Annotated in this window: 15 protein-coding genes and 1 pseudogene; 5 read left to right on the top strand and 11 right to left on the bottom strand. The window is 53.2% G+C overall.

Features of this window, described 5'->3' with window-relative positions; all coding sequences use genetic code 11:
* Positions 1-189 (top strand): hypothetical protein (locus tag MPJ51_RS20095; RefSeq protein WP_298390572.1); only part of this gene is annotated, 189 nt, incomplete at its 5' end.
* Between the two features lie 4 nt (positions 190-193).
* Here the strand turns inward: MPJ51_RS20095 and MPJ51_RS20090 are convergent.
* Positions 194-952, bottom strand: a complete 759-nt coding sequence (locus MPJ51_RS20090) for a sulfite exporter TauE/SafE family protein (protein WP_298390570.1) — start codon at positions 950-952, stop codon at positions 194-196.
* Positions 953-1015: 63 nt separating this feature from the next.
* On the opposite strand from MPJ51_RS20090, the gene MPJ51_RS20085 reads away from it, so the two are divergent.
* On the top strand, positions 1016-1888 hold the full coding sequence (locus MPJ51_RS20085) for a LysR family transcriptional regulator (RefSeq protein ID WP_298390568.1): 873 nt from the start codon (positions 1016-1018) through the stop codon (positions 1886-1888).
* A 122-nt stretch (positions 1889-2010) separates the two neighbouring features.
* On the opposite strand, the gene MPJ51_RS20080 is transcribed toward MPJ51_RS20085, so the two are convergent.
* The 3 genes from MPJ51_RS20080 to MPJ51_RS20070 all read right to left on the bottom strand — a co-directional run bounded on the left by MPJ51_RS20080 (position 2011) and on the right by MPJ51_RS20070 (position 4723).
* Positions 2011-2889 carry a hypothetical protein gene (locus MPJ51_RS20080; protein ID WP_298390566.1) on the bottom strand — a complete coding sequence of 293 codons (879 nt, stop codon included), beginning with the start codon at positions 2887-2889 and terminating at the stop codon, positions 2011-2013.
* A 137-nt stretch (positions 2890-3026) separates the two neighbouring features.
* Positions 3027-3551: a TIGR00730 family Rossman fold protein gene (locus MPJ51_RS20075; RefSeq protein ID WP_298390564.1), complete on the bottom strand. Its 525-nt coding sequence runs from the start codon at positions 3549-3551 to the stop codon at positions 3027-3029.
* Complete coding sequence (locus tag MPJ51_RS20070; RefSeq protein ID WP_298390562.1) at positions 3548-4723, bottom strand: MFS transporter; 1176 nt, start codon at positions 4721-4723, stop codon at positions 3548-3550. Before MPJ51_RS20070 ends, MPJ51_RS20075 begins: the two co-directional genes overlap by 4 nt.
* Positions 4724-4803: 80 nt before the next feature.
* On the opposite strand from MPJ51_RS20070, the gene MPJ51_RS20065 reads away from it, so the two are divergent.
* Together MPJ51_RS20065 and MPJ51_RS20060 are read left to right on the top strand one after the other, a co-directional pair.
* Positions 4804-5760, top strand: coding sequence for a DJ-1/PfpI family protein (locus tag MPJ51_RS20065; RefSeq protein WP_298390560.1), 957 nt, complete (start codon positions 4804-4806; stop codon positions 5758-5760).
* A gap of 501 nt (positions 5761-6261) precedes the next feature.
* Positions 6262-7065, top strand: a complete 804-nt coding sequence (locus MPJ51_RS20060) for an AAC(3) family N-acetyltransferase (RefSeq protein ID WP_298390558.1) — start codon at positions 6262-6264, stop codon at positions 7063-7065.
* A 659-nt stretch (positions 7066-7724) separates the two neighbouring features.
* Here the strand turns inward: MPJ51_RS20060 and MPJ51_RS20055 are convergent.
* The 4 genes from MPJ51_RS20055 to MPJ51_RS20040 all read right to left on the bottom strand — a co-directional run bounded on the left by MPJ51_RS20055 (position 7725) and on the right by MPJ51_RS20040 (position 10545).
* A complete protein-coding gene (locus tag MPJ51_RS20055; protein ID WP_298390556.1) occupies positions 7725-8150 on the bottom strand; it encodes an SRPBCC domain-containing protein in 426 nt (141 codons plus the stop codon).
* 62 nt (positions 8151-8212) lie between these two features.
* Positions 8213-9106 (bottom strand): alpha/beta hydrolase, encoded by an 894-nt coding sequence (locus MPJ51_RS20050; protein WP_298390554.1) that lies wholly within the window; start codon positions 9104-9106, stop codon positions 8213-8215.
* Positions 9107-9111: 5 nt separating this feature from the next.
* Positions 9112-9627, bottom strand: coding sequence for a nuclear transport factor 2 family protein (locus MPJ51_RS20045; RefSeq protein ID WP_298390552.1), 516 nt, complete (start codon positions 9625-9627; stop codon positions 9112-9114).
* 18 nt (positions 9628-9645) lie between these two features.
* Positions 9646-10545 carry an alpha/beta hydrolase gene (locus MPJ51_RS20040; protein ID WP_298390551.1) on the bottom strand — a complete coding sequence of 300 codons (900 nt, stop codon included), beginning with the start codon at positions 10543-10545 and terminating at the stop codon, positions 9646-9648.
* 39 nt (positions 10546-10584) lie between these two features.
* Between MPJ51_RS20040 and MPJ51_RS20035 the strand changes: the two genes are divergently transcribed.
* Entirely contained in the window at positions 10585-11193 is a 609-nt protein-coding gene (locus MPJ51_RS20035; RefSeq protein WP_298390549.1) for a helix-turn-helix domain-containing protein, read from the top strand.
* Between the two features lie 207 nt (positions 11194-11400).
* Here the strand turns inward: MPJ51_RS20035 and MPJ51_RS20030 are convergent.
* The 3 genes and pseudogenes from MPJ51_RS20030 to MPJ51_RS20020 all read right to left on the bottom strand — a co-directional run.
* Positions 11401-11574: pseudogene (locus MPJ51_RS20030) on the bottom strand (tyrosine-type recombinase/integrase); the annotation flags it as partial.
* Positions 11575-11650: 76 nt separating this feature from the next.
* Positions 11651-12361 carry a glutathione S-transferase family protein gene (locus MPJ51_RS20025; RefSeq protein ID WP_298390547.1) on the bottom strand — a complete coding sequence of 237 codons (711 nt, stop codon included), beginning with the start codon at positions 12359-12361 and terminating at the stop codon, positions 11651-11653.
* Positions 12362-12459: 98 nt separating this feature from the next.
* The coding region (locus tag MPJ51_RS20020) for a sigma-70 family RNA polymerase sigma factor (RefSeq protein WP_298390545.1) at positions 12460-12904 on the bottom strand (445 nt) is incomplete at its 5' end.

Raw genomic sequence — 12904 nt, 5'->3', positions numbered from 1 at the left:
GCTCCTCTGCTCAACGACGTTGGCATTGGCGGCCGATGGACAACATACAGGCCGCTATTAAAGATCTATCGTAACTGGCTAAGCCGGGCGTTCTACATTCGCTGCACGCCGCATGAACTGGAAAGTGGCAAGACAAAGCGACCTTGGGCTGCACTTGATCCGACGTCGGCTTTCGATGCGCGGGAATGACAAGTTAAGTGAACGTTCGAGCGAAATAGACTAGGGAAAGAGCCAACCCGAAAGCGACCACCACACCCTTTATGTAGCGTGTGTTTACACGTTTCGCCAAATGGCCACCCATGTACCCTCCGATAGTACTGCCCGCCATCATGACAATAGCCTGTGGCCAAGCGATCAATCCGCCAATCCCGAAGACAAGGAGGCTTAGGATCGTAAAGCTCGTTGCAAGTAGGTTTTTGATGCTGTTGGCGATGTGAAAATTCGAGAACCCCATGAGCTGCGCGATGGCCAACAGAATAATTCCGAGGCCAGCGCCAAAATATCCGCCATATATCGAAGATATAAAAAGTGCTGCGTAGATCGCGGTGGTTCCTCGACCCTCGCCCATCACATTCAGCAACCAAGCGCGCAGCCTGTCACCAAATGCAAAGAGGCCAGTTGCCACGAGAATTAGAAATGGAATGAGGGAGACGAAGAGGTCTGGGTCGGACACAAGCAGCAAAACGGAACCAACGACAGCACCTAACCCTGATACCAGAAGGAGCGGAAGGAGTTGTTTGCCGAGGCCCTTCAATTCCTCCCGATAGGCGGGGAGCGCCGCTGCATTGGAGGGTAAAAGGGCAAGGTAATTCGTTGCGTTTGCCATCACTGGCGGCAGCCCTGCGGCTATGAGAGCTGGAAACGTGAACAGGGTTGCGCCGCCCGCAATTGCGTTCCAGGCGCCGCCGAAAATTCCGATTCCTATCAATATAGCTGCTTGTGCCGCGTCCACCGTTATCCCTCCAGTTTTGGCCGGATCATATGGCTGCGCTTGCTTTAGAAAAAACGAATAATTATGATCAAAGACATGAATGAAAACGAACGATTGCCTATAGATTCTGATCTCTTGCAAACCTTTGTTAGGATCGCAGAATGCGGAAACCTGACACTTGCTGCCAGCAGGCTTGGGCGGACACAATCCGCGATCAGCGTTCAACTCCGCAAGCTGGAGGATGGGATGGGCATTACCCTCTTTGAAAGGGTTGCTCGCGGCATGAACCTGACACCGGCCGGAGAGATGTTGCTTGCACGCGCAAGGCCGATCATTGCCGATATCAGAGAGGCAGCTTCTCTCTTTCGAGAACCTTTAACCGGCTCGATCTGCGTTGGTTTTCCCGACGATTATGACGATGGCATCCTTGAAAGTATCCTAATTGAGTTTTCCCGTTCTCACCCCAGTGTGCAGGTACTGGCAAGATCGGGATGCACTTCTGGCTACGCCGCAGCGGTAGGTACGGGAGAACTGGATATTGCTGTCTGCTCGGGGCTGGACGACCCGGGCGGTGAAGCTTTGGATGTTGAGCAGGTTGTCTGGGTGGCGCGCAAAGAGAGAAGCTGGTCCAAAGAGGAAGCGGTGCCGTTAGCAATACTTGATCGTCCATGCTATTGGCGCGACCTGCCTGTACAAGCTTTGGACGCGGTGGGTCGGAAACACAGGGTTGCCTTTCAAAGCAGTAGTTTCACGGGCCTGCAGGCTGCCCTTCGTGCTGGTCTGGCAATCGGAGTGCTTCCGAAATCTTGTCTCTGCGAAGATTTGGACGTGTTGTCTGAAAGAGACGGGTTTCCTTCGCTTCCGAGTTCGCGGCGTTCCATTCTTGTATCCGCGCACGCAACAGAGCAGCTTACAGGAGCCATGGCTGAGGCCATTCGAAACGCTTGCCTTGAGTAGTGCAACGATTTGCACGGTCTTTTTTGCTGAGGGGAAAGTTGCTCCCGGATGATTGATGACCAGCTATGAGTAATCAGTATCCGCTTTTCCCTAGAGTGGAATGAGGTGTGTTGTGGCTACCCTCAAATGCGCATCATCGTTTCCCGCGCCCGAACGAAGCTGGAAAAGGTATCGCTATACCCAAATTTGGCGTTGATCGGGGAACCGCGTGTTGTTGTGGCGAGGCGTTGGCAGTCTGCCGAAATCCGACGGCAGAGGTTGGCAAGACTCTGATCATGTGCCTCGTTAGCAGCTCTGGTGGCCATCACGTCGCAGTCTTCCACAAGTGCCATGTCTCGTGCAAAGCCATCGGAGATGCTGATTTCGCCCGTATGACGAATGACCGTTTTACGGGAATCTTCAAAATGTGATCCGGCAAAAGGTGCAAGTGCAGTAAGATAGATCATTGCCGCTCCACTTGTCTGCCACGCCGTATCAGCATCGTTGTTTTTGCCCGCATGCCAATATTGAAACGCATGCACCATGGCTTGTTCCATGAGTTGCAGCAATTGAGCCAGAAGTAGAGCGGCGTCAGTTTCGGGTGCCGCTTGATGCCGTATTGAGGGGCGGGCGGCAAGCTCTCTTTCCAGCCAGGCGCGGTAATCAGCGCGCATTTTGGTTGCGCGATCTACAAGCGCTTTTGCTGCCTTGGACTCAACGTGAATTTGTTCAAAGACAACTTGAAGATGTCGCTCCATCGCAAGCTCCGCGCTCAGGATATCTCGAACGTCAAAGCCAGGGGATATGCTATGAGGGTTGATCAGGATTGAAGCACGACGCTCGACCAGCAGATCGACAATCGCCATCGTATTCTTGAAGTCTTCGTCGTCCACTTCGACAAATCTGGGCGTCAGTTCAGTTTCTCCGGTGCGACGCAGCAAAAGTATATGAAAGAACTGCTGAGAAACCGCGCTAAATAGCTCGGTAAGCAGGCTTCTAAGGTGTTCGTTCTCTGGCTGCATTGGCCCGCTTTCTGCCAAAATACTATCTGAACTTACTCTGTCTCAAAAATGGCAGAGATAAAGTCTCGCTGCTTTTTCGCAGACCTTAACAATCAGAGATCAGGCCCATTTCTGCGCAGGGGGATGATAGCCGCTCATCAAATCCAAAATCCGGTGGGAGTATCGTTGAAGATCAACATGTCCCGGTATTCAGGTTTCATGAACCCTTGTTCCGTAACATGGGCAATAAAGGCCTGCATGTGACTGTAGAATCCGTTGATGTTCAGGAATGCCACTGGCTTTCCGTGTATTCCGAGTTGACCCCAAGTCCATTGTTCGGTGATCTCTTCCAGGGTGCCCGCGCCACCAGGCAGGGCGATAAAACCATCGGAAAGTTCAGACATTTTTGACTTTCTCGTCGCCATGTCTGGCACGACATGCAACTTTGTCAGTCCCGGATGCGAGATTTCGCGTTCTACCAGCGCCTCAGGCATGACACCAACGGCACGACCGCCCGCCGCCATTGTGGCATCGGCAATTTGCCCCATGTGGCCACCCTTGCCACCACCGTAAACCAATGTGATCGAGCGCTTTGCCAGAGCCGTTCCCAGGTCGATGGCTGCCTGAGCATATTCCGGGCAATTCCCGGTGCTGGAGCCGCAAAATACCGCTACCTGCTTCATGAAGCATATTCCTTTGTGCGATTGTTTGTTCGGAAGAGAACAAAACTGATTATCAATAATACTGGTCCCGAGAGACCGGCCAGACCAATCCATCCGATCCCGGCATAGAGCGCGCCGGACAGAAGCGAAGCCGCCGAAGACGAGATCGACAGGATCGTGTCGTTTGCGCCTTGAATGAGCGGGCGTTCCTGATCATTTAGTACAGATTGCAACATGTGTGTGCCGCTTACGAAACCAAAGTTCCAGCCAACCCCCAGCAGGATGAGGGCGGTATAGAAATTCAGAAGCTCCAGCCCTGACACGGCAACAAGGGCCGAAATCAGGAGCAGGGCGATCCCGATGGCAGCAATGCGTCCCGCTCCAAAACGCTTGATGAGTGATCCGGTAAAGAAACCAGGGGCAAACATCGCCACCACATGCCAGCGGATAACGTCCGCCGCCTGATCGTCCATAAAGCCACAGCCGATCATCGCCAGAGGTGTCGGCGTCATCAGCAATACCATCATCGCCTGCGACAGCGCGGCGACACCGATGGCCACGGCAATCCGGGGGTTTCTGGCGAGAATTTCCCGAATAGATATGGAGTTTTGTTGTGCCTGCGTTGTCCGAGTGTTTTGCATTTTGAGGCAAAGAACGGGAACAGCGCCCAATATTCCCAGAACTGCCATAGCTGCATAGGCCCCTGCCAGCGGCGTTGGCGCTAGGGCATCTTTAGACCAGGTAAACAGTTCCGGACCGATCAGCGCTGCAACCAACCCCGAGGCCAAAGTAAAGGAAATGGCCTGTGGTCTGTGTTCTTCGGCTACCGCTTCAGAGGCTGCGAAGCGGAAATAGTTCACGCAGATCAGCGCCGCGCCCAACGCGACATGGGCGAGACAGAGCAGTACGAAGTTCTGAACATGTAGTGCCAGAACAGCGAGGATTGCCCCGGAGATCAGCGCCGCCGCCCCAAGTAAGAACCCTGCACGACGACCAAAACGTCCCATGAACAACGAAATGGGAGAGGCGACAGCAATCCCCGCGATCATTTGGGCCGATGGCGGTGCGGTGGCCAGCCAGCTTTGCGGGGCCAGCCAAGCTCCAGCGAGACCACCCAAAATGATCAGCATTGGCATCGCCGATCCCAGAATGACATTGCCCAGAAGGATCAGAGTGAAGTTTCGGTTTAGCATCAACAGGTCCGCGATTCAGATGACGTTGTGCTTTTCTAACTGCTGGCGACTTTGGCGATAATGACATAGTATCATCAATTATGGACAAAACGCGCAGTATCGACATTCTACTCTTTGATGATCTGAATATCCTGGATGTTTCTGGGCCTGTTCAGGCTTTCAGCTCAGCCAATGATGATGGTGTGAGCCGCTATCACCTGCGCTATGTCTCGCTCGATGGCAGCGCGGTCACATCGTCCTGCGGATTGCGGCTTCAGGCAGATCAGAGGTTGGAAATTGAAGGCCATCGTGACTTGCTGGTTCCGGGCGGGCGTGGTGTGGACCGTATGTTGCAACTGCCAGAGCTACAGAAGATTCTGAGCGGTTGGCAGAGGTCCGGAAACGGCGAGAGAGTGATTTCCGTTTGTTCCGGGGCTTTGATCCTTGCCGATGCAGGACTTTTGGATGGCCGATCTGCAACCACCCATTGGGGGCGCGCGAAACAAGTTCGCGACCTTTTTCCCATGGTAAATTGGGTCACCAGTGAGTTGTATAGAATTGATGATCTGATCTTCACTTCGGCTGGTGTCACATCGGGCATAGACTTGGCGCTGGAAGTCATTCGTAGGGATCACGGTTCTGTTGTTGCGTTGTCGGTGGCGCGGGAACTGGTGGTGTACCTCAAACGCAGCGGAGGACAGAACCAGTTTGCCGATATCCTTGAGGCCCAGTTCACAGAAGATAGGGAACTGGCCCGCCTGATCTCTGCTTTGCACGATGATCCGGGGGCCGATTGGACGCTTGATCGAATGGCTGACGTGGCCGGACTCACATCGCGTACGCTGGTCCGTCGGTTCTCGAACCTCACCGGTCATTCTCCTGTGAAATTCCTGGAGCGATACAGAGTAAAACGTGCATCTGAAGCACTCAGCGGTGGCGTTCCCATCGGCAAAAGCATCGAAGTCGCGGGTTTTAAGGATTTTCAGCAGATGCAAAGGGCATTTAAGCGGCAACTTGGGACGACTGTTGGGGACTATGCAGAAAAATTCTCCAAATAGCATACAACGCGGTCGATCGTTAGTGACGCGGCATCAAGCGGAATGGGCTCGCCTTGATACCTTCTCCGCGACTTGCACCAAGGGCCGGTCTGGTATGAAATGGCTTTCGCTGCACGCCGCATGAACAGGCAAGACGCGGACAAAACGCCAATTCGCTGCGGTTGCCCCAATGGCCGCTTTAGTTGTTATCCAGACACGCCAATTTGTTGTTCTTGGACAGCTTCTTCGCCCAAGCGTGAGACTAGTTACGCATAGTTCGATGAGAGCAAACAACTCCGAACACGGCTTGGTCGCCTCATATTCATCGTCACAGGCGAATATCGATGGCGGATGTTGAAAGCGACAGACCTTTGAAACCCCAAGCGTCGTTTTCGCCGACAACGAACCAGAGAAGAGAAATAGTCGACGCTGCCGTCTTTTTATAGCAATTGGAACAGAGAAATTACCCTCGATCTGGCGATAACTATTTTGGGTCTGTAACACGTATGCTAACCCACGCACATGACTGATATTCCGTACACGCAATCGAATTTATTTCATGATCTTAAAAATCTTGGCATTCAGGAAGGTGATGGCCTGTTTGTCCACGCATCATTGGGGTCTATCGGTCCCGTCATTGGCGGGCCTCGGGTCGTTGTTCAGGTGCTAATGAACGCAGTTGGTGAAACCGGGTTAGTTGGAATGCCTGGTTTTTCCTCTGATGCTTACTTTCCGGCTGACCTCGATAAATCGAGCCTGGGTGAGGAACAGGTTGCTCATGTGGAAAATGCAGTTCCCGGTTTTGACCAACTTAAATCACCATGCGCAGGAATGGGGATTATTGCAGAAACATTCAGAACGTGGCCGGGGACTGTGCGAAGCGACCATCCTGCGGTTTCGATCTGCCTCAACGGATCAAATTCTGACAAGTATCTTGCCGAGCATAGTTTGGCTTGGGCCACCGGAGAAAACACACCACTCGGCAAGCTGCGTTTCCGCCATTCAATGAAAACCCTACTCATAGGGGTGGGATGGAATCGCTGCTCTGCGCTTCACACTGCCGAAACCCTTGCGGAGTTTCGACGCCAGAAGGTTCGCCGGTTCAAAAACGGCGGAGCGGCTGGTGATTGGATTGAAACCCCCGATGTTGCGGACGACATGAACCGCTTGTTTCCCGATGCTGGCGAAGCGTTCGAGCAAACGGGGGCTGTGACTTTCGGAAAACTTGGCGCGTCAGGATGTAAAGTCTGTGATTATTCTAGGTTGGTGGATTTCGCCAGCCATTGGATCAGCGAAGCCAATTTCAAGAGTGGAGACCGTGAATAGGGTCGCTGGTATGAATAAACAAAAGTGCACCTTCTCGTTTAGTGCGGCACAAACAGAAAGTTAGTCATGCAGATTGAGCGAATAGACCACGTTCACGTTGAGGTATCTGACAGGGAAGTTTCGGCGGATTGGTACGAGTGTGTCTTAGGTCTGAGAAGACATGGGGGGCTGTCAAGTTGGGCTGATGACCCGATGGGACCACTCATTCTACAAGGGGGAGATGGAAATCCTGCTCTATCACTATTTGCGTGTAGCTGCGAAGTCTTGTCTCGGGATAACACGGTTGCCTTTAGAGTGGATGGAGAAAGCTTCCTCAAATTTTGTGGTGATCTCGAAGAACTGCAACTGACCACAAAATCTGGCCAACTACTCACCCGTGCAGACGTGGTTGATCATCAGTTCTCGTGGTCGCTGTACTTTTTGGACCCCGACCAGAACCGTCTTGAGCTTACAACCTACGATTATGAGGCCATACGACACTCGTTTTCATGAGCAGACCTTCATTTTAGGCGTGGCGGTGGTGTCAAAAAAGCCCATCTTAACCGATGTTGCCATAGCCGACATTCAGAAAAAGGTTCGATACCTATACTATGCGGACAAAGTGTGATTTCGCTGCGAATGCTCCAATGTCCGCACTACGAACCTGATGCAAGTGATGTCTACTGATCAACCGCACGCTCAAGAAGTGCGTCCAAAACTTTTTGATAGGCAGGTTGGATCCAATCCGAGTCCCAGAACCAGAGCCAAATGCCCCGGTCAACTTCGTGCTGAGTGACACGGGTTCCGCCTTCGACAGGCGCAAGGAGCCACTGATGATCGAAGGTCAGGAAACCCGGTACGCCCCCGCTTTGGTGTAGCTGGCGGTTGTCGGTCAGGGTTAGAATTTTGGCTTTCATGTCTACGACTGACCCGTCTGGGAATTGTACGGAATTCGTGACAGTGGCGCCTTCGCGATATTGCCCATCTACTGCGACAAAAACCGGGTTCCAAATGGGGTAACTTTCAGTGTCCATCAACACCGTCCAGACCGTCTCCGGCGGTGCGGGGATGATTGTTTCTACATGAAAGGTCTTCTTGGTGAACATGGCCGCCGCAGCCAGAAGGGCCACTAGCGACGGCAGCGTCCATTTTAGGACCGCCCAAGTCATCACAGATATTTGCCAAACCAGATTAGGATCTGCTCTGGGTTTTTACCGATCCACTCATACGCTGCCATTCGGTTCTGGTTAGCGTTCTTCTTCTTGGGGATCTCGATCCAGGCCATTTCCTTTTCGACGTTCAACTTATCGAAAAAACTCTCTACGAACGCCTCATCCAAGTAGCCGTCATTGCGGTTCTGTATCACCAGCGTCGGCACCGAGATATCTTTGGCATGCGGGAACCAGCTTGCCGCTTCGAAATCAAGCCCGGTTCTCTTTTGCATCACCTTGCGAACACTTCCCCGAACAAAGCTGGGCAGGCCCATAGCCTTGGCAAAGGTTGGATAGTCCAGCGGCTGCACTGACACCATGGCCTTGATTTGCGGATAGGTCCGCAAGCCGTTTTCCAGACCGAAGGCTTCCGTCGAAGCGCCTTGTCCCATGCAAATACTTAAAAGACCGACAGAGGCGTCCTTGTACACCGGGTGTGTGGCTATGAAGTCCACCGCAGCCACCACGTCCTTTGCTTCATGTGTTCCCCACGTGATCCAGGGCGGGCTATTGGAGTCGCTCTCACCGTGGCCGCGAAAGTCATACATCAGCACTGTAAAACCTGCCTCATGCAGGTACTTCGCTTGATTGAGGAAGTGAATGTCTTCGTCGTATCCTTTGAGCCACCCCTTACCTTCGTTGGTGTATCCGGCGCGACAGCACATGGTGCCGAAGTGGCTTTGAATGATCACCTTGTCAGTGTCGCCGGGAATGAGCCAGCCGCGCAGGGTAACCCCGTCACTTGCTTTGAATTCCACGTCCTCGTAGGCAAGGTCGTAGTTGGACGGGCTGTCAAAGAGCGGGGCCTGGCCCGGTTTGAACAGCATGTTTGAAACCATTTTGCCGAACATCGTGTTTACTCCGGTATTGGGTCGTGGATCTTTTTTTCAAGGCTGATGAAGCGCGGGACTCCTTCGCGAGACGTGAGGCGGCAGATGCCATCCTTGAACTCATAGGTATCGCGGTATTCGGCGACGCCGGTGACGCCGAAATCGTGGGTCATGTCTGCGCCAATCGGGTGAATATAAAATTCCACGTAGCTGGTGCCGGTGCCGGTGGAATCCGAGGTTGGGTTCACGCGATGATTGGTGATCAGGTGCATGAACCGGAACTGATCGCGCCCCTGTTTATAGCGAGTCATGATTTCTTCGGCGCCAGTATGAGTTTCCATCTGCAACTCCATGTTGCTTACCTGCCAAGAACCATCTGAGGTGAAAAGATCGGCAAAGTTCAGCGCGGTGGTGTCGATATCCTCGTCAGGGTGATCCAGATACCAGGCGTAGTCGGCCCCCAGTTGTTGGCAGGCGACGATCATCCCGGTGTTTTCGGCCAAGGCCGGAGAGGCCAGCAAGGTTAGAATGGTGGGGAACAAGGGTCTCATTGTTTTTCCTCACTTGTGCGCGTCAAACCAATCGATCATCTGTTGTGGATGGTCACTGAAGTATTGGTAGCCTTTGAATCGCCAAGGCGTGTCTTCGATGTAGTGGATTTTCTTGTCGGCGGCGGGCGCCAGCTCATACATCTCCTGCACGTCCTGCCAGCGGGAATTCATGTCATCGCGGACCTGCACGAAGAAGGTCGGTAAGGAGATGCCCTTGGCTTTTGGGATGATGTTGTGGTCGTCCACAGTGAGACCGGTGATGTTATTGTAGATCGGCGCGAAGGTGGCAACGCCTTCTTCGGGATTGATGCCCATCTTTTCACACTGCCGTTCAATCGTGGTGCGACCCTTGAGCGGGGCGATGCAGATCATCGACTTTAGGCCCTCGAAGGCTTGAGGGCGTTTGTCCATCGCATTCAGGGTCGCGTTTGCGCCCATGCACATTGTGTATAGGGAGATTTCAGTCACGTCTTTGCGGCTCTGGACATAGTCCAACGCGGCCAGCACTTCTTGCCATTCATAGTACCCAACACCGGAAATGCCGTCAGCGCTGTCCCCGCTGCCACCATGGCCCCGAAGGTCGTAGGCCAGCACGCTATAGCCTGCATCGACCAGCGCCTTGTAACGGGGCAGGAAATTCACTTCGAACCCTCCGGCAAAATCCAGACCGTCCAGGTGTCCCGCGAACCCATACTTGTTGCCAGGCGAAAAATGGTTGCTGACGATCACATGCCCGGTCGCACCCGGCATGAACCACGCAGACACTTCGACACCATCCTCGGTGACAAATGACACCTCTTCGAAGGTCATGTCATATTCGGCCGGTTTCCTGAGAATCGGCAGGCGCGGCGGCTTTGACAATCCGCTCGCGAGCGCTTCGAGTATATTGTTCTGTTCAGGCGAGATCATTCTGTCCTCATCCGGTTGCGCTGGCAGCTTTGCGAGTTTATGAATTTCGTAAAGATGGTATTTAACGAAAAAACGAAAATCGTCAATATGGAAAACACTGAGAACGAGCAGAGATTTGCCCGTGCCGCGCTGGTCGTGTTCAAACGCTTTGGCGCGCGGAAGGCGACGATGGAGGAAATCGCAGCGGAGGCGGGCGTTTCGAAGCCGACGCTCTACGCGACATTCCGCAACAAGGATGCGGCCCTGGCCGGGGCAATTCGCTTTTCACAGGGCGCGTTGCTGGACAAGGTGCGTGAAGATTGGAAATCAACACCCGCGCTCGGCCCCAAACTGGACATCTTTTTCGAGAAACTGGTTATAAGAGGGTTTGACATGTTGCATGGCGCACCCGATGCAAGCGCATTTGAAAATGCAGTCGGCGATGCAAGCTCTGCGGCGATTGTTGAGACGAGAGAGGCTGAAATCCTTGCATTGGCGGAAGTCATGAAAGACAGCGCGGGTTTGGCAAGAAACGGGCTGAATCCTGAGAACTTTGCCCGTTTCACGGTTAGTGCCGCAATGAACGAAAAGCGGCAGGCATCGCACCGGGAAGATTTAATCGGCTTTCTGGAAACCTTGAAGAAGTGTGTGTTGATCGTCGCAGGTTAGACCGTTTCTGGAGGGCTGCACAGGCCAAGGGCGCGGCGTAAGTGGCAGCGCGCAACACGCGCTCTGTTGTCGCTCTTAAAACCAGAAAGCTGACCTTCGGGCAGGTCGCAGCATTCGGTAGTAAGGGCTCGAACCGAGCCACTGCCGCGTTGCAACCGTAGGTCTGGTCTGGATTGGCGAACGGCAAGTACCGCCCGCCAACATGGTTCAAATGTCGATTTTCTCGGCGATGCTCAGCGCATCTTCAAGTTCGACACCAAGGTATCTGACGGTGCTGTCAACCTTTGTGTGCCCGAGCAACAGTTGAACCGCCCTGAGATTTCCGGTTTTGCGGTAGATCTCCGCCGCCTTGGTCCGGCGCAGCGAATGGGTACAGTATCCCCAATTGCTGGAATGAGCTCCAATGTCTGCAATTTGGAATGTGCAGGTCATCGGAAGGGATGACCTGCACCGTTGTTCAACCGCAGCAATTTGTTGTCTTTTGCTGCGGTTCTTCTGTAGCTGGTTCCGAAAAGTCAGCGCCGCGTCCCAAGAAAGTTCGGTCGGCAAGATAGAACTCCGAGAATTTCTCTTCAAAATCGTCTGAGACGGACTTCGCGTAAAGACCAGTGTCAGCCAGAGCACACTGCCACGCACGGATTTTGGGATAGTCGGCAAGGAAATCATATCCTGAATGCTCTCTGACGAGTTGCGCCCGGTGAAGCAGCGGGAGCCAGGCAATATCCACGTTGCTGAGGGTGCTTCCGTTAAAGAATGGACCGTCGCCCAATTGCCGCTCTGCTTTCTCAAACGCCTTGGTCAGTTTTGCCTCACGCTCGGCCAAGACGGATCTGTCCTTGCTTTGCATTGTGCTGCACTGAACCAGATAATGTTTGGACGCCTGATAGCTCCACGCACGGTCCCTTGCCCGCTGAACAGGTGTAGCATCGGCAACCAGAGGTGGCGTGATTTCTTCGATGTATTCGACAATGGCATCACTTTCAAACAGCGCATCACCCGCTTCGGTAATCAACAACGGCACTTGCCCTGTCGGAGAAATGTCCAGAAACCACTGCGGCTTGTCGCTGAGGCTGATGAATTCGATATCATAGGGCACCCCTTTGGCTTCCAGCAAGGCGGTGACACGCTGGACGAGGGGGCAGATTTTGAAACTCACGATTTTGATCATTGGTGGTCCTTTCTATGTCGATGTCTGTAAGTAAGACGCGCGACATCCGGAAAAGACGAACCTAAGGCAGTTTTTTTGTAAGCGCAGATACCAGATGCTCAGCAGTTGTCGCATCCAGGAGGTTTTCTGCTGTAATCCAGAATTGACCCGTCCGCTGCAAATGCAATGTCGCAGCACTGATCAAACAACTGACGAAATTGCTTCCGGCTCGCCTTAACACGGGATTTCAGCGTTGAGTAGCTGATCCCTAGCTTCTCGGCATATTCTTTTTGCGACACTTCTTGAAGCTCCACTGCGCGAAGCAGATCGCCTGCCTCAGACGGTAGCGCACTCAGGAATGGTTCGACGCATCCTTCAAAAGCATGCTCCGCGGTTTCATCCGGTTCATCGTACCAAAGATCATCAGCCGACACTGATGCGTCTCGGTTCTCGCGGCGATAGTGGTCCATCATCGCATTGCGGGCGATTTGAAACAGCCAAGGTTTGATTGGTCTTCCCCCACTGAAGTGGTCCTCCGCTATGTTTAGTAAAACGGAGGAAACA

It is taken from the genome of Ruegeria sp., assembly GCF_028066395.1.
GTDB lineage: Bacteria > Pseudomonadota > Alphaproteobacteria > Rhodobacterales > Rhodobacteraceae > Ruegeria.
Note: the sequence above shows the minus strand (reverse complement) of the source record. Positions and strands in the feature narration are given on the sequence as shown.

Coding starts and splice junctions, on each gene's coding strand:
- MPJ51_RS20085 (WP_298390568.1), top strand. CDS start 1,016: ATGATCAAAGACATGAATGAAAACGAACGATTGCCTATAGATTCTGAT.
- MPJ51_RS20080 (WP_298390566.1), bottom strand. CDS start 2,889: ATGCAGCCAGAGAACGAACACCTTAGAAGCCTGCTTACCGAGCTATTT.
- MPJ51_RS20075 (WP_298390564.1), bottom strand. CDS start 3,551: ATGAAGCAGGTAGCGGTATTTTGCGGCTCCAGCACCGGGAATTGCCCG.
- MPJ51_RS20070 (WP_298390562.1), bottom strand. CDS start 4,723: ATGCTAAACCGAAACTTCACTCTGATCCTTCTGGGCAATGTCATTCTG.
- MPJ51_RS20065 (WP_298390560.1), top strand. CDS start 4,804: ATGGACAAAACGCGCAGTATCGACATTCTACTCTTTGATGATCTGAAT.
- MPJ51_RS20060 (WP_298390558.1), top strand. CDS start 6,262: ATGACTGATATTCCGTACACGCAATCGAATTTATTTCATGATCTTAAA.
- MPJ51_RS20055 (WP_298390556.1), bottom strand. CDS start 8,150: ATGTTCACCAAGAAGACCTTTCATGTAGAAACAATCATCCCCGCACCG.
- MPJ51_RS20050 (WP_298390554.1), bottom strand. CDS start 9,106: ATGTTCGGCAAAATGGTTTCAAACATGCTGTTCAAACCGGGCCAGGCC.
- MPJ51_RS20040 (WP_298390551.1), bottom strand. CDS start 10,545: ATGATCTCGCCTGAACAGAACAATATACTCGAAGCGCTCGCGAGCGGA.
- MPJ51_RS20035 (WP_298390549.1), top strand. CDS start 10,585: ATGAATTTCGTAAAGATGGTATTTAACGAAAAAACGAAAATCGTCAAT.
- MPJ51_RS20025 (WP_298390547.1), bottom strand. CDS start 12,361: ATGATCAAAATCGTGAGTTTCAAAATCTGCCCCCTCGTCCAGCGTGTC.